This is a genomic window from Olivibacter domesticus, assembly GCF_900109575.1.
Taxonomy (GTDB): domain Bacteria; phylum Bacteroidota; class Bacteroidia; order Sphingobacteriales; family Sphingobacteriaceae; genus Olivibacter; species Olivibacter domesticus.
On sequence record NZ_FOAF01000007.1, the window covers coordinates 67,704 to 87,088 of the forward strand.

Genomic DNA, 19,385 nt, shown 5'->3' on the forward strand with positions numbered 1-19,385 from the left:
TTTAAGATGTGCGTTACGAGTTGTGTGTTGCGAGTAACTAATGCGGGTTATCGTTCAATTTATCAGTGTGTATTAATCAAAAACAACCGTTTTATTACCTGTAACAAACACTCTATCTTCAATAATTAGTGAAAGCGCTTTAACGAGAACCGCTTTTTCGATCTCCTTCCCTGCTTTACGCATAACCTCCGCTGTATAGGTATGGTTAACAGGCTTAATATCCTGTGCAATGATTGGCCCTTCATCCAGATCGTCTGTAACAAAATGAGCTGTCGCTCCAATAATCTTTACCCCTCTTGTATAAGCCTGTTGATAAGGATTAGCCCCCATAAATGCGGGCAAAAAGGAATGATGAATATTGATAATCTTACCCTGATAATGTGCAACAAAAATAGGCGAGAGTATACGCATAAATTTAGCCAACACAACATAATCGGGGTTGTAGCTATAAATCAGCCGGTGCAGCTCTTTTTCAAACTCTTCCTTCGACTTTCCTTCATGGCTTACATAATGGAAGGGTATATTAAAGCGTTCTGTAAACGCTCGTAATGTATCATAGTTACCTATTACACAACTTATTTCGGCGTCCAGTGTATTAAAAAAGTAACGCACCAGAATATCTGCCAAACAATGTGGCTCTTTTGTGACCAATACGGCAAGGCTCTTTTTTTTCCGCGGATTTACGCTAACCTGCGCTCCTTTAGGTAACACCTTTCTTAGCTCATCTGTTAGCGCATGGGCATCTACCACTTTACCACTGCATACAATACGCGAAAAGAACCGCTTGGTAGATTCGTCCACATATTCTCGCATCGTGGTAATATTTAATTCATTACCTGCCAATACGTGTGCTATAGACGACACCAAACCTACTGCATCCGTGCAATGTATAAGAATTAGTGTTTGCTCCATTATATTCTTAAACAGCTTCTTTTAAGCCCTTATCCTCATTAATGCTTTCTTCTTCTAATACATCTTGTTCGATACGCAAGTTATTTACAATGTGTTTTTGCCTATCAGGTGTGTTTTTACCCATATAATATTCCAGCAGCTGTTGTATTTTTTGATCTTTAGATAAAATAACAGGATCTAAACGAATATCTTTACCTATAAATAAGCCGAACTCATCTGGAGAAATCTCTCCTAAACCTTTAAAACGTGTTATTTCCGGTTTGCTTCCTAACTTTACAATCGCTCGTTGTCTTTCTTCATCCGAATAACAATAAATGGTCTCTTTTTTATTTCTTACCCTAAATAAAGGTGTTTGTAAAATTGAAACATGGCCAGCCTTCACTAGATCAGGGAAAAACTGTAAAAAGAAGGTCATCAGCAAGAGACGAATGTGCATACCATCGACATCGGCATCTGTTGCTACAACAATGTTGTTATAGCGAAGGCCATCCAAACCATCTTCGATATTTAAGGCGTGCTGTAACAGGTTAAATTCTTCGTTCTCATACACTACCTTTTTGGTCAACCCAAAAGCATTCAAGGGCTTTCCCTTTAAGCTGAAAACGGCCTGTGTTTGCACATCGCGTGACTTGGTAATCGATCCACTTGCTGAATCACCTTCAGTAATAAATAGCGTAGTTTCTTGATTTCGTTCGTTCTTATCGTCGTAATGTATTTTACAGTCCCTCAGCTTACGGTTATGTAAGGACGCCTTTTTTGCACGTTCATTGGCCAGCTTTTTAATGCCCGCGATATCCTTTCGCTCTCTTTCCGATTGTAGAATACGTTTTAATAAAGCATCGGCTGTATCAGGATGCTTATGTAGATAATCATCCAGCGACTTTTTGATAAAATCATTAATAAACGTACGTACCGTTGGACCCTCAGGACCTATACTTTGAGAGCCGAGTTTTGTTTTTGTCTGCGATTCAAAAACCGGTTCTTGCACTTTAATAGCAATAGCTCCAATAATAGACGCTCTTATGTCTGAAGCCTCAAATTCCTTTTTGTAGTATTCACGTATCGTTTTCACCAATGCCTCTCTAAATGCTGCCTGGTGGGTGCCGCCTTGTGTTGTATGCTGACCATTTACAAATGAATAATATTCTTCACCATATTGCTGTCCGTGCGTTAAGGCAATTTCAATATCATCCCCTTTTAAATGAATGATAGGATATCGTACCCCTTCCGTATCAATATTACGCTCCAATAAATCACGCAGACCATTTTCGGAAATGAACTTCTGGCCGTTGAAATTGATCGTTAATCCGGAATTAAGAAAGACATAATTCCAAATCATATTTTCTACAAATTCAGGGCGGTATTTATAATTCCTAAAAATGCTATCGTCGGGCGTAAAAATTACGGCTGTACCATTTCGCTGCGTAGTATCTTTTTCCTCATCTTCTAATAATTCTCCTTTACTGAACTCCGCTATTCTTGTTCTCCCCGCCCTGTATGCCTGTACAATAAAAGATGATGATAACGCATTTACAGCCTTGGTACCTACCCCATTTAAACCGACCGACTTTTGGAAAGCTTTACTATCATATTTACCTCCAGTATTAATTTTAGACACCACATCTACCACACTCCCGATAGGAATACCTCGACCATAATCACGCACGGACACTTTAAGCTCGCTTACACTTATATCAATTATCCGCCCAGCGCCCATCACAAATTCGTCAATGGAGTTATCAACTACTTCCTTTAGCAACACATATATCCCATCGTCGTAAGCAGAGCCATCTCCCAACTTTCCTATGTACATTCCCGGACGAAGTCGGATGTGTTCCTTCCAATCTAATGATCGTATACTATCTTCGTTGTAATTTGTCATACCTCTTCATTGTTGGTTGTTAGTTACTAGTTGTTAGTTGTTCGTATAAACAAACGTACTATTTACTATCCAGATATAGATTCAGTTGTTCGCCCTCTAAAAACCCAATAACGAAGAACGAACAACAAATAACCAAATGCTATCTTCCAAAGTCATCTTGCACACGTACGATGTCGTCTTCGTCAGAAGGGTTTTCATTATCTGTATGTTGCCATATTTCGGCTAAGATTCCCCAGCCATCAAGTCCCACTAAGCGGTGACGCTCCCCTTTTTCTAACTTGATAACATCGCCAGGTTGTTTTGTTTTTACTTCGTTTTCTGTATCTGTATCACTTATAACAACACCTACTTCACCTTTAATAACTTGCCAGATTTCTGCACGTCTATGATGATATTGCCAAGATAAGCGTTTATGCGGTGCTACAACTAAAATTTTTGGACTTAGTTTACCTGAAATTTTAAGGTCTTGCACATTTAAACCATCAAAATAAGTATCAGCAAATTGTTGGGCTTGGCTTTCGTCAATTACAAAAAAACCTCCCCAAGGACGCGTTTGGTCTTGTTTATCAATATTAAATCCTTGTTCTTTAAGCGTTTTCTCTATTTCAGCGAATATTTCTTCCTTAGCAATGTTTGTCATAATTATTTTTTTTGCTAAGATAATGAGATTTTTTCATTTGGGCATCAGCTAAAGCTATCCGTCTTACATTACAATTTTTTTCATCTGTAAATAATTTTTTATCCATCGGTCAGATGGAGCTTACCCTGTTGAAAATTTACATTTCCCTGTGTGATAAAAATGAAATTTTAAACATGGACGGTTCATACCATAAGCTGCTTAATTTTTTATCTCTCACATGATTTGTCTATTGCTTCCTCTATTTATTAATGTTAGTCATTAACCATTAGAATATTCTAATTTGATATAAGGAGCTAATATTCTTATTTTGCATGATTGAAAACGGAGCAATGACTAAAATACTTTTAATAGAAGATGATAATCGTTTATCGGCATTCATTCAAAAAGGTTTAGAAGAACACTTATATTCAGTGACGAGCATATCGACCGGCTATGAAGCGCTTGCCATCACACAGGATATCTCTTTTGATTTAATTATTTTAGACATTATGCTACCGGATATTTCTGGTTTTCAGATTTGTCTGGCCTTACGGGAACGGAAAATAACGACTTCGATCATTATATTGAGCGCGTTAGATACTACTGAAGAGAAGATAAAAGGTCTACAAGCAGGGGCAGATGATTACCTCGGCAAACCTTTTCATTTTGAGGAATTGCTAGCCCGTATAAATGCGCAGATAAGGCGAAAATCCTTCGAACAAGGGATTACAGACTCCCAGAAGTATGCTGATCTGGAAATTAATATGGCAGAACAGAGTGCCAGTAGAGCTGGTAAAACCTTATTTCTTTCTCCAAGAGAATATAAACTTTTATTATTCTTATTGAAAAATCGTGAACGTGTCGTTACGAGAACGCAAATAGCAGAGGCCGTTTGGGATATTCATTTTAATACACATACCAATGTAGTAGATGTATATATTAATTACCTCCGGAACAAAATTGACAAAGGGTTTCAATTTTCGTTGATTCATACCGTAAAGGGTCGGGGATATTTATTTAAACATAAAGAAGAATGATCTTACGATTGAAATTGGCATGGAATAGCACTTTTATTGTTGCCCTTATTCTGAGCCTTAGCTTCTTGGGTACTTACCTTATGTTTAAGCAACATATTACAACTTCCTTCTATAAAAGATTACAAACCAGCGCGCTTACTGCTGCCTTTTTTCATCTCGAAAAAGATGAATTGAATGCGCAAAAATATGAAGTAATTGAAAAAAAATACCAAGAGATACATAGAGAATCTATCCGTTTTTTTGATAAGGAGAATCGTATGGTATTTGAGTTTGATACGCTTCACTACAAGATAGATCCTTCTATACTTAATCGCATTAGGGAAAATAAAACATTCCATTTCACAAAGCATGAACGGCAGTTTGCCGGTATATTTTATCAGGACAATGAAGGAGACTATGTGGTGTTGGCCTCAGACGTAGATAAAGATGGTATCAAGCAACTCAGCATGCTAAAATTATATTTTGTGATTTTTCTTGTTATCGGTTTAGTTTTAAGCTTTTTGCTTACCCTATTACTGGCAAAGAAAACGTTTAGACCTTTTGCCATGCTCATTCAAAATGTTAGCACCATTTCAGCAAATAATCTACATGAACGTCTTATCATTAATAGTGCGGAAAAAGACGAGCTGAGTGAACTAACGCAGGCCTTTAATCATTTCCTGGAGCGTTTAGAAAAAGGTGTTAAAAGTCAACATAATTTCTTAAAGCATGCCTCCCATGAATTAAAGACACCGCTAGCCTCTATTATTGGGCATCTAGAAGTCACACTCTCGAGACCTAGGGAAAATACGGAATACAGGGAAAAGATGCAAGCCCTTTACACAGACGCACTGCATATTAAATCTATCCTAGAGGGGCTGCTGGTATTATCGGGCTTGGAAAGTTCACACAACACCCCTTTTTCTTCTTTTCGGCTTGATGAGCTCCTTTGGGATATACTTGAAAAAATCAGTATGAATAATCCTGATGCAATCATGCAACTTAACCTTCAGGATATTGAAAATAAACCGGAATTACTGGAGATATATGCCAACAGAGATTTATTAATGATCGCTATAGGAAACCTCATCGACAATGCATTAAAATTTTCTCATAATCAACCCATCGATATCAGTCTCAATGAACACGAAGGAAGACTCTGTATAGCCATCGCAGATCAAGGTATAGGAATTGAAGAAAGTGAATTAAATAATATATTCAACCTATTTTATAGAAGCGCAAAGAATATGGCCATACCTGGTCATGGTATTGGACTACACTTAAGCAAACAAATTTTTGATCTTCATCGTATTGAGATGGAAGTCCATTCATCAGTGGGAAAAGGCACGTACATTAATTTATTGTTTCCAGAAATTTCTTCTCCTCCAAAAAATTGATTATTTTATGAGCCCATTGAACAAAAAAAATATCCATGTCTAATCTTGACAACCAAAACACTGCATTTGCCCAAGCCGTATCTTTTGTTAATCATACGAATAAACCTATATTTTTAACCGGCAAAGCAGGTACGGGTAAAACAACTTTTTTAAAATATATAAAAAACCATACTTACAAAAAGATGGCCATTGTAGCGCCTACCGGTGTTGCAGCCATTAATGCAGGGGGAAGTACCATACACTCCCTATTCTTTTTACCTTTCGGTATGTATATAGCCGACTATGAGCTGGCATGGAATGACGATGATCATCATATCTATAATAAACAGCGCTTATTCGGTAAAGTAAAACTCACCAAACAACGCCGGGCTATCCTGCAAGAATTAGATTTGCTTGTAATTGATGAGGTTTCCATGCTGCGCGCGGATACACTGGATGCCATTGATGCCATTTTAAGGTGGGCACGGCGTAATGCAGCCCCTTTTGGGGGGGTACAGATGCTTTTCATTGGAGACCTGTATCAGTTACCTCCAGTGGTTAAAAATACAGAGCAAGTATTGTTATATAAATATTATAAGAGTCCTTTCTTCTTTGACGCCCATGTTATGCAAGAGGCTCCCCCGATATTACTTGAATTGAGTAAAATATATCGTCAGAAGGATGCCGGTTTTATTTCGCTTTTGAACAATATCCGAAACAACTCTTGTAGTGAATCAGATTTAAACCAGTTGAATAACTACTTTAACCCTACTTTCATACCTAAAAAAGAAGAGGCATACATTACATTAACATCGCACAATCATCTAGCTGATGAGATTAACCAAAAAGAATTGCTTGCACTCGCAGGGACAGGCATTTGTTTCGAAGCGTCTGTAAAAGGAGAGTTTTCTGAAAATAGTTTTCCTACGGAAAGTAAACTCTTGTTAAAGGAAGGTGCACAAATCATGTTTATCAAGAATGATAAGGGAGAAGAAAGGCGATACTATAACGGCAAAATTGGCATTGTAGAGAAAATAAATAAAAAAGGTGGTGAAATTCATGTTCGCTTCCCCGGAGAAGAACATTCCTTTTCTTTAGAACAGGAAGAATGGAAAAATCTACGTTATAACTATGATAAACAAACTGACAAGATAAACGAGGAAACACTCGGCACTTTTAAGCAGTATCCTATCCGTTTAGCTTGGGCCGTAACCATTCATAAAAGTCAGGGTTTAACATTTGATCGGGCAGTTATAGATGCAGGCGCAAGTTTTGCAGCAGGGCAGGTATATGTTGCCTTAAGTAGGCTTACTACGCTAAAAGGCCTTGTGCTACGTTCTAAAATATCACCTCATAGTATCCGAACAGACCCACAGGTAGCTGCATTCTCTGGTAGAATATTGGATGATAAAGCGGTCAATGACATGTTATTACGAGAACAACAAATTTACCTATTAAGCAATTTAAGTAATGCCTTTTTATGGAATAAATTAACATTAGAGACAAATTCATTAAAGAATGAAGTCATGATAAAAAACATTCCGGACAAAACATTGGCATATAAACGATTAAATACACTTGCATCTGCCTGCAATAGTCAGTTTGACGTAGCCGAAAAATTCAGATCCTGGCTAGATAAACAATTTAATACGACAGTGTTAGATATAAATATTATCCATGAAAGAACGGAAGCGGCTTCAAAATGGTTTCTGGAACAATTGGACGAAACACTCCTTAAACCCCTAAAAGATCATATCGAGGTATGGTCTATCAAAAAGAAAAACAAAAAATATCTGAAAGAATTAGACGATCTTTCCATCACATATGAACGGAAGAAAAATCAAATTCACCAATGTGCGCATATCACGCAAGCTGTTATTGAAGGAAGAAATATACAAGATGTTATAAATGAAGTAACTGCGCATCAAAAAATACTGAACGTTCCTGAAAAAGATGCCAACACCGAAAAGAAAACACAGAAGGGGGAAACTAAGCGTATTAGCTTGGAGCTATTTAAATCTGGAAAAAGTGTTGATGAAATTGCTCGTTTAAGAGACCTAACGCCAGGAACCGTTCTTACACATTTAACTAATTATATAGGATCGGCATTAGATGCAACGGAGCTACTAAAACCCGACAGATTGGACTTTCTTATAAAAACCATCAAGGAGAACCCAGAAAAAACAATGACGGAGATTAAACAAATCCTTAAGCATAAGGTAGAATTCCATGAGATTAAGATTGCCTTAGTAGCTATAAAGGCAATGAAATAATAAGTTTTTTGTTTGCTTTATCAAGGATTACTCATTAAAGCCTGTTGCACGCTCGGTGCATTATCTTTCCCTGCTATCTTTAAAACATCTCCATTATCCTGCTTCTGGTAAATTGTTTTTAATAATACGATTGCGCTGGCTCTAACATACGACCGCTCATCATCTAAGGCCATTTTTTTTATTTCAGGATAAACATTCATTCGTTCTTGTTCAGGCAATTTATCAATATAACCCAGTGCCATTAAACGGATGAGCCATGCTTTATCTTTTAGTGCTTGTACAATAATTCTTCTTGCTTCTGCTTGGTCGACTTGATCAGCGAGCTGTTGAACGGCTTCAAATCTATCCATAAACAAAGGACCATGTAAATACTGGTAAATACATTCGTTCAGCGTTTTATTATTCTCTATCTGCGCGAGCAGGTATTTTTCTGCATCCACATTAATCAATTTAGGGACCTCAGCACTTGCAAACCTGAAGGTATCTTGCTGTTTGTCTAAAACGATGGGTTTCCGCTCCACCTTCGTGCCGTAATAAAGATCAACTTTCAATGGCAAGCGATATAAAGGCATTGTATTTAGATCCTGCTGTTGGGACAGTGCGACAACTACTTGCTTCAAGCTATCATCATAGCTTGTGTTAACAACAAGATAAGGGTTTCCGGAAGCCAGAAACCATTGATTAAAAAACCAATTAAGGTCCTGTCCGGTTACTTCTTCAAAAGCCAATCGTAAATCATGAATTTCAACAGATTGATAGGCATGCTTTTTAAGATATCGTTTTAATGCCTCGAAGAAGGCCTCATCTCCAACTGTTTTACGAAGCATATGCAATATTCGTCCGCCTTTTTGATAAGACACCTCATCAAACATCTGCTCGCTATCGGCATAATCAAAGCGGATTACATCAAGTGTTGCATTTTTTTGTTTGGCCAAATAAGCTAGGGCATCATTTAATCCATGCATATCTGCCGCCTCCTTTCCATATTTATGTTCCATCCATAAATATTCGCCGTAAGTGGCAAAAGACTCATTTAGCGGAAGGTTAGACCAGGATTCTGCTGTTACCAGGTCACCAAACCAGTGATGAAATAGTTCATGGGCAACGATATCCTCATAGGTCTCGTCCTTATATGACGCCGGCGTCATATTCATGCGATCAAAAAAGACAGATGCAGAGGTATTTTCCATGGCACCACTTACAAAGTTACGGACTACTATTTGTGCATATTTATCCCAGGGATAATCTACACCTAACCTTTGCGAAAAAAACTCCAGCATTTCGGGTGTTTTTCCAAAAATCAATCTTGCATGCGGTGCATAGGCCGGTTCCATGTAATAACTCACTTCTTTATCTCTCCATTTATCTTTTACCACATCAAATTTTCCAACGGCAATCATCACTAAATAAGGAGCGTGAGGTTTCTCTTGCACCCAAGTATCTGTCCGTGTACCATCCGTATTAAATGTTGAATCTTTCAACAGTCCATTTGATAAAGTGACCATCGTATCGGGAACTGTCAACTTAATCTGTTGACTCATCTTTAACATTGTATTATTAATGGTAGGAAACCAATTGGCATTGCATTCCGTTTCGCCCTGTGTCCAAAGCTGCCTTGGTACGCCCGTCTGATTGTCCGGTTGAATGAAATACAGTCCTCTATCATCTGGTGATGCAATATCTTTCCCAACTTCCAGATCATTTGGTTTTGCTATATAGTCAATTAGTAAGTTTACTTTTTCCTCTCTTGTATATTTTTTACCTAAGGCGATCTGAATTTTTTTTCCGTCATAGCTAAAATTCAGTTTACGCTTTGCCGTACTATCAAGTGCCCATATATTATTGATTTCAAAACCGTTGGCATCCAACACAATGGAGTCCTGCGGATAAAAATAAGGTTGAACAGTCAGTTTAGCATTCCCCATTACCCAACTTTTCGTCCAATCGAAACGTAAATCAAGCGCTGTATGAATAATCTTCATCTTAACAGGATAAGAGCCATGATAAATATCAATATCGGGGGCGTTGGCATGTATGGTAACGGGTGCCATCATCACTTTAGGAGTAGAGGCACAGGAAAAGATAATAAAAAAGCAGCCCAGAATGGGCAAAAGGAAAATATTTCTGTTCATCAAATCTATTCTATTTAGAAAGGGGCAGTGGCATTTACTGTGCTAACAAGCCATTAATCTCTTTTTCAAACGCTTGTATGTAGTCCGTATAATGCTTCCCGGTAGCAGGGCCACTAAAGCCGGTATGTATTTTATAAACCGATCCACTTTTGTCTATTATAATGGTGGTAGGAAAAGCTGAAAAATTATCTAGCGCGGGAATGCTTTCTTCCACCTGTCCGGGAGCATTTGTATAGCCTGTCAAAAGGATTGGATAGTTAATTTTAAATCTATTTTTCAGGTTCATTACCGCAGCCTTCGCTTTATCCGTTTCTTTATATCTTTCATAAGCAAGACCTATGACTTCAAACCCTTTATCTTTGTATTTGTCGTAAAAAGGAGCTAAGAACGCTGTTTCATCCATACAGTTCGGGCACCATGAACCAAGAAATTGTACTACTACTACTTTATTTTTAAACCGATCATCCGTTAGCGACACAGGCTTACCTTCCAGGTCGTTAAAAGTAAAGTTTATATGATCATTCCCAGCCTTTAAACCTGCGATCTTATAGGCATCGGGCAGCATGGCGTCTTCGTCTCTTCTTGCTGACCAGTTTGATACAGAAGATGGACCCGAATACATTTTCCCATTAATAATATCAGTACTATCGGTTAAATCACCTGTAAAAAGCACTGGATTAGCACCACTGAAAGCCGAAATCATCAATGTATTTTTATCTACCACGCCCGACAAAAAACGATAATCGCCCGTGGTGGTAAGAAAAGAACCATCTATTTTATTTCCCTTTTGTTCAAATTCGCCCACTGCATATGTATTAGCGGCATTTTTTCTATGGAATTCAACTGACCACCTACCCGCTACATCAACAGCCTTATTACCCGTATCTTTCATAAAGCGAAAATCTTTATTAGCCTCAGCAGTAAAAACCATTTTTACCGTTTTATTGGGTAAATGTTTTATCCAAACGCCTTGCAATCCACCTGGAACTTTTGCTGCTTGAATTTCGCTTTCATAAAGTGCTGTTTTTATGTAAACGGAATCAGCTGTTTCTGTTACTTCATTAATATTTAATCGCTCCTTACCATTTAAAAAAGCCATTTGTTTGATGCCCAGTGAGTCATAAATTTCAAAATTAAAGGGGATATCTATTGATGCATCCGTAGCGAGCGTTCCTCTCCAAACACCATTACTGAGCGGAGTCGATTTATTCGTAGCACAACCGGCAACGAATGTTACTAAGATTCCAAGAATATAAATACGAGCAAATATCTTCATAGTGTATTAAAATAAAATAGCAATATGGAGATAATCTGTGATTGATCTCCTCAGCATAATTTGCCACTAAAATAATAATCTTTCCAGCCAATCTTTCATTAGAATACTATTAGTTTTTTATTAGAATTTACAATTCCTCTCCATAGTATCAATAAAGGCTGCTCGAAAAGGATATTGCATATATTAAGGACCTGGATTATTTAAAGGCTTAATATTGACCTAGAGATCACCATTCGCTGAATTTCTGAGGTTCCTTCGTAAATTTGTGTAATCTTTGCATCTCGCATGAGGCGTTCTACATGATATTCCTTTACAAAACCATAGCCGCCATGTATCTGTACGGCTTCTACCGTTACCTTCATGGCTACATCAGAAGCAAAAAGTTTCGCTATAGCCGCCGCTTCGGCATAAGGTTTACCTTGATCCTTTAGCCATGCCGCCTTTAAACAAAGTAAGCGGGCAGCCTCAATCTGCGTATGCATATCGGCAAGTTTAAATTGAATCGCCTGATGTTCGGCTATTGGTTTTCCGAAAGTCTGACGCTCCTTTGCATATTTTAAAGCCAGCTCAAAGGCTCCCGATGCTATTCCTAAGGCTTGGGCTGCAATACCTATCCGCCCGCCTTCTAGTGTTTTCATGGCAAACTTAAATCCAAAGCCATCTTCACCAATTCTGTTTTCTTTGGGCACCTTTACATCCGAAAACTGTAGCGAATGCGTATCAGAACCTCTTATTCCAAGCTTATTTTCTTTAGGCCCAATGGTAAAGCCATCCATACCTTTTTCAATAATAAGCGCATTAATTCCTTTATGCCCTAAATCAGGATGCGTTTGCGCCATAACTAAATAGGTAGACGCACTATTACCGTTAGTGATCCAATTTTTCGTACCATTAAGAAGGTAATGATCACCCTTATCTTCCGCCGTGGTATGCTGTGAGGTGGCATCCGAGCCTGCCTCAGGTTCTGAAAGACAAAAGGCGCCTATTTTACTGCCTTCAGCTAAGGGTTTAAGATATTTTTCCTTCTGTTGTGAGGAGCCAAACTTCTCCAACCCGTAACATACCAAGGAATTATTAACAGAAACCACAACCGAAGCGGAGGCATCGATCTTAGAAAGTTCCTCCATGACAAGCACATAGGAAATAGTATCTAAACCTGCGCCATTATAGTCTGGGGACGTCATCATTCCCAAGAATCCAAGTTCTCCTAGTTTTTTAACTTGCTCCGCGGGGAATTGTTGCTTTTCATCTCGCTCTATAACACCGGGTTTTAGTTCTTGCTGTGCAAAATCTCTGGCTGCATCACGTATTAAACGTTGTTCTTCAGTTAGTTCAAAAGTCATAATTGTTGGATTTACCCAAAGATACATGTTTTTATTATGCAAGCATAGCAAATTAATGAAAAATATCTTTATGCTAAACTTGGTGAGGTTGAGGGTTACAAAGAACCTTTAATTTATGCGCTGATCGCGCAGATCTTTTCCCACTTGGAAGCACCCAAGTGGCAAGGTGCTTCGGCTGGCTTGCTCCGTTGCAATCCGTGGCTTTCATGCCGGACGCAAAAGAAGCACCCCTCCCGATAAGGCTAGGCTTCGTTCGTCTTTTGCTCTTTTCCGTTAGCTTCGCTTTAATATGGACTACAGGCATGTCAGCTGCCGATAGCTGCCTGCACAAGCCCATGCCATTTTCGTTCTTCGGGACGTTTGTGCTTGCTTGGCAGCAGCTCTCCGTTCCGCAAAAAATCCGCCTTGGTCAGCTGCAGCTTGCATTGGGATGCACTATTGAGCAGCTGTCTACAGCGGAGAGTCTTTGCTACTTTCTTCGGAAGAAAGTAGATGAAATTAAAGGTTCCTTTTTATTCAACAACGAGAAATAAAAAAAGATATACATCCACTTTCACGCATAACAGTTGGTACAAAAACCTATTTAACTGTTTAAAGAAGAAGGGAAGGGTTATGTATAATCTGTGTCAGCTGACTCGCCAAAGCTGGCAATTATTTCACTAGCTTATTATTTGCGTCAGGAAATAGGAGAACGGGTTCATGTTTTTTAGCCTCCTCAAAGAGCAATTGGCAATAAGAAATAATAATCACAATGTCTCCTACTTGTACCAAACGCGCAGCAGCACCATTCAGACATACTATTCCCGATCCTCTTTCACCTTTTATAACATAAGTTTCAAAGCGCGCACCGTTATTATTGTTTACAATCTGCACTTTTTCATTCGCAATAATATTAGCAGCATCCATCAAGTCTTCATCAATTGTGATGCTTCCCACGTAGTTAAGCTCTGCTTGTGTAACTTTAACCCTGTGAATCTTGGATTTCAATACCTCGACAATCATGGCGCAAAGATAAACATTTGGAATTAGTTATCTATAAATCAACGAGGCCTATTCAAGGTCTATCATTCAATAATGATACAAATATGATATTGAGAGCGTTAAAAACAGTTTATAATAAAACATTATCAATTAAACGGACCCCTTCTACCCAAGCCGCTACTATTGCCACAAGCGGACCATCAGGTCGCTGATCTGCTTTTACTTCGTTTAGTGTTGCGGTATCACATATAGCAAAATACTCCAGCTCCACACCTTCAGCATGATTAAGCATTTCTAGTGCCTTATTCTTTAGCGCTCCAACAGCAAGACCCTGTTCAAATTCATGTTGCACCATGAATAGTACTTTAGAAAGAATTAGCGCATGATGATGGCCCTGCGCAGATAATCTGACATTTCTTGAGCTCATTGCCAGTCCATCCGGCTCACGTAACGTATCACCGATTTTTAAAAGAATGGGCATATTTAGTTTATCAACCATCCGTTGAATAACCATACATTGCTGAAAATCCTTTTGCCCGAAGAAAGCAAAATCGGGTTTTATAATATCGAACAGTTTTTTCACAATTTGTGTTACACCCTGGTAGTGACCTGGCCGGTGTGCACCTTCCCAAATGCGATCTAAATCACCCAAGTCAATATGCCACGACTCTCCTTGAACATACATTTCATCTACAGCGGGCAGGAACAACATATCACAGGCGGCTGACTCAAGCAGTAATTTATCTTGTTCAATTGGCCGGGGGTATTTCTCCAGATCGGCGGGATCGTTGAATTGCGTAGGGTTTACAAAAATACTGCAAACAGTGAGGTCTGTTTGTTGTTTTGATTGTTTTATAAGCGATAGATGTCCCCGGTGGAGGGCGCCCATTGTCGCTACAAAACCTATCTTTTTATTTGCCGACTTAAACGCGGATAAATAGGTCACCAACGTCCTTTTGGTTGTAAATACCTTCAAATTACCTGATATTAAAACAAGGGGGTAAAGTTGAACAATTTATACATAAGTACAAAGGTTTTTTTATAAATCGTTGATATATCATAAGATAATGCGTATATTTGCAGACCGATTTTTCATTAGAGCAATTTATTTTTAATGACAAAGAAACTATCGAAACAGATTTCGCTGAGGCAGGAGCTGCAGCACCGACTGCGTAGGATAGCATCACTTTTCAAAAATTCTAAAATATAATTTATTGGAGATGGCAAAAACGAAGATATTGTACATTACCCACGAGATGTCGCCTTTCCTGGAACTTAGCAAAATTTCTGAGATAACAAGAGAGTTACCGCAGGCAATGCAGGAGAAGGGCTTTGAAATACGTATACTGATGCCTCGTTTTGGCAATATTAACGAGCGCAGAAATCGCTTACATGAGGTAATTAGATTATCCGGGATGAACATCGTAGTGGATAATAACGACAATCCGCTTATTATAAAAGTAGCATCCATACCTGCTGCCAGAATGCAAGTTTACTTTTTAGATAATGAGGAATATTTCCAACGTAAACATGTGTTTACGGATAAAGAGGGAAAATTCTACAAAGACAACGATGAACGGGCAATTTTCTTTTGTAAAGGAGCATTGGAAACGGTTAAAAAATTAGGCTGGTCGCCTGACGTGGTACACTGCCATGGATGGATGAGTGCTTTAGTCCCGGCTTATGTAAAAACTGCTTATAAAGATGATCCTACTTTTAAGGATGCGAAGATCATTTATTCTTTATATGCAGATAAATTTGATCATGAGTTTCACCCAAGACTCTCTGAGAAGGCTCTTACAGGAAACATGAAAACTGAAGATCTAGTCAATTATAATTCGGCTGACTATTTTGGCCTTTATAACGGAGCGATCAGTTACGCAGATGCGATAGTTTTATCAGAAGAAAACATCGATGAAAAACTGTTAAATATTGTTAAAAAGAGCGAAATTCCGGTTACTGACTGCAAAAATGACGCAGAATTCGAAAATTATTGCAACCTTTACGAACAGTTTTCTAGCGAAGAGTTAGAAACAGTAGCATAGGTTAGAATTCTGCTGCAAGATCTGGTAACAGGTTGTTTGAAAGCGCCGGCCTCTTTTAAGAGGAACGATTAGCTTTATGTAGCTCTAAAAAGGACAAATTATTTTCGAATGAAATATCACACTCGAGACTTATTGACACTGTTAATAAGTCTCTTTATTTTAAGCAGCTGTAAAAACCCATCGGGTATTGGGTTGGATCAAAATCCTGGCGATTCTTTTTATGGTACGTTAAATGATACGTTAACACTTCATACAACAACCGTACGGGATGACAGTGCAAGAAGTATCAATCAAATAGGTAATTCAAACACCAATATACCGCTTATTCAAATTAATCAACTTCCATTTGGTTATGTTAAAGATGATGTGCTGGGTGAAACACAGGCAAATGTAGCGCTTGCAGTTGACCGCCCTTCTTCGGGTGACATTCGTTTACCTGAAAATGCACAAATTGATTCGGCTGTTTTAGTTGTAAAATATGGTGATTCTTTTGTTGGGGACACCCTATCCTCTAAATTTTTTGTGGAGCTTAAGCAGCTTGATGAAACCTATAATTCAAACACTGTTTACTATAGCTCAAAAAACTGGCCTGTAAAAAATGAGCAAATAGGTAGCGCGCAGATAGGAAGGTTTAACTTGAAAGACAGCATTACGATCACGATGCGCGGAAGCGATGGAAAAGACAGTATTGCCAAGGTTGGCCCTCAATTGCGGATAAGACTAAACAATGCTTTTGTAGGAAGCTTACTAGCCCATTCGCTCGACTCCAGTACTGTAAATACAAGCGCAGGCTTTAGAGAACATGTAAAGGGCTTTTATTTGACAACTAACACAGGAAGCCAGCAAGGCATCGGAGGTATCAGCACATTAGCAATGGCTAATTCAGATGGCACTACGCCGAATGGTCTATTGGTCACTTACAGAGTAACGGATAGTGAAGGCAAGACAGACACGCTTACTAAAAGTTTCCCTATCCCTGTAACATCCAGTCAGTCCTCTTCGGCCACTTCTTTTATGTCGGCCAGTGTTAACAGAACATTCTCTGCAGCTGTACAAAGTCAGTTAGCCAATCAAACGGCTAATCATACTACCGTTTACGCTCAATCTATGGGAGGGCTAAGAACGCAGATATCCTTTCCTTATCTTGACCAGCTTAAAGGAAAGAAAATAGCGATCAATAAAGCGGAACTGGTGGTCTATGTGGATGAGGAAAATTTGGGCACAACAAGTGCCCCAGCGCCAAGATTAACCTTATATAGAAAAGATGTAGCGGGCAGAAATCAGCCTATACCGGACGGGGATTCCAGACCGCGGCCAGATCTCCGCTCACAGTACACTATAGTTGGTCCATTAGCCTTAGGTGGTTATTATAATAAAGACAACAAACGTTATGTATTTAATATGACATCCTTTGTACAGGACGTTATTTTAGGAAAAGTTCAAAATTCGGCAGTATATATTTCTCCTGCAAATGCAAACAATACCTCTATACCTTTCTGGGCCGATATCACCACGCCTACGCGTACGATTCTTAAAGGATTCAATAGGGAAGAAGCAACACAAAAAGTAGAGAATAGAACGAAGCTCAATATCTATTATACGGAATTGGAGTAGGGTTTTTTCCTTAATTTATTGAGTTCAACAAAAAAGACATCGAAAATTTCGATGTCTTTTTTGTTGAAAGTAGATTACTTCGTATACATGTATTACAGTTCTCCCTATTTTCTAGAGAACTATCCGTTTCTTTAGTCTTCTATTTATTGTAATATCATCACTAAGGAAATTATAACCGCACTGTCCCAACCATTCATTAAGGACGTTAAAAAAAGCATCACCTTATGAGTTAGTTCTTCATTCTCATTTAAAAAGATGTACTATTATCCTTGCTAAGGCGCAGCCTTTGAATTTGCACGTCCAACTTTTGCTCTCGTCTTAGCGGCTTTGAATCTCGGCATACTAACCGAATTAATCTCTGGATTCCCTACTAAAGTCATTGCACATCGGAAGCCCACCGTAGCCGATGATTCATCCTGTTGCATATATCTCCTAGTTGCCGGATTCAGCCAATACGCACGATCATTCCAAGAGCCACCCTTATATACCCTCGATTTATTATTAACCAAGGTCGTTTTTCCGTAAAGCGAATCATTTACCGGGTCGTTAAAGTCTCGCATATCGGGATCATAAACATTTGCCTCCTCCGTATTTTGTGCACCGGAATTCGCCTGCAATTCCTCCCATGTTTGCTTTCTAGGTGCCTTAGCCATCTCTTTTATGGGGCGGCCATACTTATCTTTCGCATAAATCCCTTTCTCGGCATCTTCAAATTGTTTATTGACGTATACATTGCCTCTGAAAGGATTGAAATCTTCGAAGTCTTCATAAGTCAACTTCCGATAGACGTCTCCTACCCATTCATTTACATTCCCAGCCATATTGTATAAGCCAAAATCATTCGCTAAGTAGGACGCAACGGGTTTTGTGATATCGCCAGCATCATTTAAATACCCTGCCGTACCCATGTTATCTCCAGCACCTAATTTAAAGTTAGCCATAATAAGTCCTTGCGTCTTCCTCTTCGCCGAGCGTACTCCTAAGCCATCCCAGGGATAAATTCTATATCCTTCTACATTGCCGTAAACAGTATTGCCAATAAGTCCAAGTGCTGCATACTCCCATTCTGCCTCTGTCGGCAGGCGATAAGGTTGCTTAAGGAAACCATCTTCTAACCTTACCGGCCTCCTTGCTTCCTTTTCGGCCCCTGGCCTTAAGTCTTTCGGCATATTCTTACCATCAACCCCCTCCCCTCTATATTGGCCATTTAGATAGATATCTGTATTAAAAGGCTGGGCAGATTCATTGACAGCTTTTTCGGATTTGCTCTTATAGTCTATTAATATACCCTTTGACCTTAAAATTTCTTCATTCACCCTATCCGTTCTCCATACACAATAATCATTTGCCTGTTCCCAGGTAACGCCAACTACAGGATAATCCTGATAGGCAGGGTGCCGTAAATAATTATCTACATAGGGCTCATTATATGAAAGAGGATTCCGCCAAACCAAGGTGTCGGGTATCGCATTATAATAAAGCTCCCGATCGTCAGGAAAATTCTGATTTAGCCAATAAAGATATTCCAACCAGTCAACATTAGATACTTCTGTTTGGTCCATATAAAAAGACGCCACCGTAACTCGTCTTCTTTTATTATCATTTTCGTAACCAAGATCTTCCGTTAAGCTTCCTCCCATTACAAAGGTTCCCCCTTCGATCACCACCAAACCCGGACCAGGCCCTGGTTTCACCTTTCTATTAACCTGAAAGCCTCCATTATGAGGATCGTTGTATTTCATACCGGTTTTTGATGACCGATCTCCCATCCCATTCTTTTTACTACATCCGAAAAATGCGAGGGTAAAAAAACAAACTACAACTATTAAAAAAGTAAAATTTCTGCTCATAAGATTATACAAATACAACACCACACCCAAAATTAGCATATTCCATTAATTACAACAACCGGGATA

At 38.8% G+C, this 19,385-nt stretch carries 15 protein-coding genes; 6 read left to right on the top strand and 9 right to left on the bottom strand.

Annotated elements, in window-relative coordinates:
• Positions 1 to 72 precede the first annotated feature (72 nt).
• The 3 genes from purU to BMY50_RS20500 all read right to left on the bottom strand — a co-directional run bounded on the left by purU (position 73) and on the right by BMY50_RS20500 (position 3,434).
• Positions 73 to 912 carry a formyltetrahydrofolate deformylase gene (gene purU, locus BMY50_RS20490; protein WP_093328379.1) on the bottom strand — a complete coding sequence of 280 codons (840 nt, stop codon included), beginning with the start codon at positions 910 to 912 and terminating at the stop codon, positions 73 to 75.
• A gap of 7 nt (positions 913 to 919) precedes the next feature.
• Positions 920 to 2,794, bottom strand: a complete 1,875-nt coding sequence (locus tag BMY50_RS20495; RefSeq protein ID WP_093328383.1) for a DNA topoisomerase IV subunit B — start codon at positions 2,792 to 2,794, stop codon at positions 920 to 922.
• Positions 2,795 to 2,933: 139 nt separating this feature from the next.
• Positions 2,934 to 3,434 (bottom strand): cupin domain-containing protein, encoded by a 501-nt coding sequence (locus BMY50_RS20500; RefSeq protein ID WP_093328386.1) that lies wholly within the window; start codon positions 3,432 to 3,434, stop codon positions 2,934 to 2,936.
• Positions 3,435 to 3,763: 329 nt separating this feature from the next.
• On the opposite strand from BMY50_RS20500, the gene BMY50_RS20505 reads away from it, so the two are divergent.
• From BMY50_RS20505 to BMY50_RS20515, 3 genes are read left to right on the top strand one after another with little or no spacing between them, the layout of a single operon-like run.
• A complete protein-coding gene (locus BMY50_RS20505; protein WP_093328871.1) occupies positions 3,764 to 4,450 on the top strand; it encodes a response regulator transcription factor in 687 nt (228 codons plus the stop codon).
• Positions 4,447 to 5,826 carry a HAMP domain-containing sensor histidine kinase gene (locus BMY50_RS20510; RefSeq protein ID WP_093328389.1) on the top strand — a complete coding sequence of 460 codons (1,380 nt, stop codon included), beginning with the start codon at positions 4,447 to 4,449 and terminating at the stop codon, positions 5,824 to 5,826. Before BMY50_RS20505 ends, BMY50_RS20510 begins: the two co-directional genes overlap by 4 nt.
• A 35-nt stretch (positions 5,827 to 5,861) precedes the next feature.
• Entirely contained in the window at positions 5,862 to 8,078 is a 2,217-nt protein-coding gene (locus BMY50_RS20515) for a helix-turn-helix domain-containing protein (protein ID WP_093328392.1), read from the top strand.
• A 20-nt stretch (positions 8,079 to 8,098) separates the two neighbouring features.
• Here the strand turns inward: BMY50_RS20515 and BMY50_RS20520 are convergent, their stop codons facing one another.
• The 3 genes from BMY50_RS20520 to BMY50_RS20530 all read right to left on the bottom strand — a co-directional run bounded on the left by BMY50_RS20520 (position 8,099) and on the right by BMY50_RS20530 (position 12,829).
• Complete coding sequence (locus tag BMY50_RS20520) at positions 8,099 to 10,210, bottom strand: M1 family aminopeptidase (RefSeq protein ID WP_093328394.1); 2,112 nt, start codon at positions 10,208 to 10,210, stop codon at positions 8,099 to 8,101.
• A 34-nt stretch (positions 10,211 to 10,244) separates the two neighbouring features.
• Positions 10,245 to 11,486: a TlpA disulfide reductase family protein gene (locus BMY50_RS20525; protein ID WP_093328397.1), complete on the bottom strand. Its 1,242-nt coding sequence runs from the start codon at positions 11,484 to 11,486 to the stop codon at positions 10,245 to 10,247.
• A gap of 200 nt (positions 11,487 to 11,686) precedes the next feature.
• Positions 11,687 to 12,829, bottom strand: coding sequence for an acyl-CoA dehydrogenase (locus BMY50_RS20530; RefSeq protein ID WP_093328873.1), 1,143 nt, complete (start codon positions 12,827 to 12,829; stop codon positions 11,687 to 11,689).
• A 206-nt stretch (positions 12,830 to 13,035) separates the two neighbouring features.
• Here BMY50_RS20530 and BMY50_RS20535 point away from each other — a divergent pair, with 206 nt between their 5' ends.
• Positions 13,036 to 13,362 carry a hypothetical protein gene (locus tag BMY50_RS20535; RefSeq protein WP_093328400.1) on the top strand — a complete coding sequence of 109 codons (327 nt, stop codon included), beginning with the start codon at positions 13,036 to 13,038 and terminating at the stop codon, positions 13,360 to 13,362.
• 118 nt (positions 13,363 to 13,480) lie between these two features.
• Here BMY50_RS20535 and panD read toward each other — a convergent pair whose 3' ends face one another.
• Together panD and panC are read right to left on the bottom strand one after the other, a co-directional pair.
• Entirely contained in the window at positions 13,481 to 13,831 is a 351-nt protein-coding gene (panD, locus tag BMY50_RS20540; protein WP_093328402.1) for an aspartate 1-decarboxylase, read from the bottom strand.
• A gap of 109 nt (positions 13,832 to 13,940) precedes the next feature.
• Positions 13,941 to 14,786, bottom strand: coding sequence for a pantoate--beta-alanine ligase (gene panC / locus BMY50_RS20545; protein ID WP_093328405.1), 846 nt, complete (start codon positions 14,784 to 14,786; stop codon positions 13,941 to 13,943).
• Positions 14,787 to 15,030: 244 nt separating this feature from the next.
• On the opposite strand from panC, the gene BMY50_RS20550 reads away from it, so the two are divergent.
• Positions 15,031 to 15,855, top strand: coding sequence for a glycogen/starch synthase (locus tag BMY50_RS20550; RefSeq protein ID WP_093328407.1), 825 nt, complete (start codon positions 15,031 to 15,033; stop codon positions 15,853 to 15,855).
• Positions 15,856 to 15,963: 108 nt separating this feature from the next.
• Positions 15,964 to 17,469 carry a DUF4270 family protein gene (locus BMY50_RS20555; RefSeq protein ID WP_093328410.1) on the top strand — a complete coding sequence of 502 codons (1,506 nt, stop codon included), beginning with the start codon at positions 15,964 to 15,966 and terminating at the stop codon, positions 17,467 to 17,469.
• A gap of 272 nt (positions 17,470 to 17,741) precedes the next feature.
• Here BMY50_RS20555 and BMY50_RS20560 read toward each other — a convergent pair whose 3' ends face one another.
• Positions 17,742 to 19,319: an SUMF1/EgtB/PvdO family nonheme iron enzyme gene (locus BMY50_RS20560; RefSeq protein ID WP_093328412.1), complete on the bottom strand. Its 1,578-nt coding sequence runs from the start codon at positions 19,317 to 19,319 to the stop codon at positions 17,742 to 17,744.
• Positions 19,320 to 19,385: the final 66 nt, after the last annotated feature.

What these genes read in the sequence shown, in the direction of transcription:
- purU (WP_093328379.1), bottom strand. Translation starts at nt 912, where the DNA reads ATGGAGCAAACACTAATTCTTATACATTGCACGGATGCAGTAGGTTTG.
- BMY50_RS20560 (WP_093328412.1), bottom strand. Translation starts at nt 19,319, where the DNA reads ATGAGCAGAAATTTTACTTTTTTAATAGTTGTAGTTTGTTTTTTTACC.
- BMY50_RS20520 (WP_093328394.1), bottom strand. Translation starts at nt 10,210, where the DNA reads ATGAACAGAAATATTTTCCTTTTGCCCATTCTGGGCTGCTTTTTTATT.
- BMY50_RS20505 (WP_093328871.1), top strand. Translation starts at nt 3,764, where the DNA reads ATGACTAAAATACTTTTAATAGAAGATGATAATCGTTTATCGGCATTC.
- BMY50_RS20495 (WP_093328383.1), bottom strand. Translation starts at nt 2,794, where the DNA reads ATGACAAATTACAACGAAGATAGTATACGATCATTAGATTGGAAGGAA.
- BMY50_RS20500 (WP_093328386.1), bottom strand. Translation starts at nt 3,434, where the DNA reads ATGACAAACATTGCTAAGGAAGAAATATTCGCTGAAATAGAGAAAACG.
- BMY50_RS20530 (WP_093328873.1), bottom strand. Translation starts at nt 12,829, where the DNA reads ATGACTTTTGAACTAACTGAAGAACAACGTTTAATACGTGATGCAGCC.
- BMY50_RS20525 (WP_093328397.1), bottom strand. Translation starts at nt 11,486, where the DNA reads ATGAAGATATTTGCTCGTATTTATATTCTTGGAATCTTAGTAACATTC.
- BMY50_RS20510 (WP_093328389.1), top strand. Translation starts at nt 4,447, where the DNA reads ATGATCTTACGATTGAAATTGGCATGGAATAGCACTTTTATTGTTGCC.
- BMY50_RS20555 (WP_093328410.1), top strand. Translation starts at nt 15,964, where the DNA reads ATGAAATATCACACTCGAGACTTATTGACACTGTTAATAAGTCTCTTT.
- BMY50_RS20535 (WP_093328400.1), top strand. Translation starts at nt 13,036, where the DNA reads ATGCCGGACGCAAAAGAAGCACCCCTCCCGATAAGGCTAGGCTTCGTT.
- BMY50_RS20515 (WP_093328392.1), top strand. Translation starts at nt 5,862, where the DNA reads ATGTCTAATCTTGACAACCAAAACACTGCATTTGCCCAAGCCGTATCT.
- panD (WP_093328402.1), bottom strand. Translation starts at nt 13,831, where the DNA reads ATGATTGTCGAGGTATTGAAATCCAAGATTCACAGGGTTAAAGTTACA.
- BMY50_RS20550 (WP_093328407.1), top strand. Translation starts at nt 15,031, where the DNA reads ATGGCAAAAACGAAGATATTGTACATTACCCACGAGATGTCGCCTTTC.